This is a genomic window from Pantoea sp. VS1, assembly GCF_002207995.1.
Classification (GTDB): domain Bacteria; phylum Pseudomonadota; class Gammaproteobacteria; order Enterobacterales; family Enterobacteriaceae; genus Pantoea; species Pantoea dispersa.
The window spans coordinates 1-392 of record NZ_NHZE01000182.1; the positions used below are offsets into that span (position 1 = coordinate 1).

Genomic DNA, 392 nt, shown 5'->3' on the forward strand with positions numbered 1-392 from the left:
TCCCTACTCTCGCATGGGGAGGCCCCACACTACCATCGGCGCTACGGCGTTTCACTTCTGAGTTCGGCATGGGGTCAGGTGGGACCACCGCGCTGTTGCCGCCAGGCAAATTCTTTGTGCCCTGTCCCGCGTCTTTCGCGCTGATGCCGCGTTGGCCGCGCTCGCAAAGTCAGTCACATACTCGTGTATGCTCCTTCCTTTCCTTCGCTTGCCGCCTCGCCTCAGCGCAAAATCCTCCGGACTCGCGTCCGCAGAACAAAGCTGATTCTTTATCCGTCACAAGCTGAAAATTCTCCGGTCTCTCAGACCAAAACGCCTCTGGCGTTGTAAGGTTAAGCCTCACGGGTCATTAGTACCGGTTAGCTCAACGCATCGCTGCGCTTACACACCCG

General features: G+C 57.9%; 1 rRNA gene. It reads right to left on the reverse strand.

Annotation, left to right across the window (positions count from 1 at the left end):
- Nucleotides 1-106 (reverse strand): 5S ribosomal RNA (gene rrf / locus CBW22_RS25765); the annotation flags it as partial.
- Between the last annotated feature and the right edge of the window lie 286 nt (nt 107-392).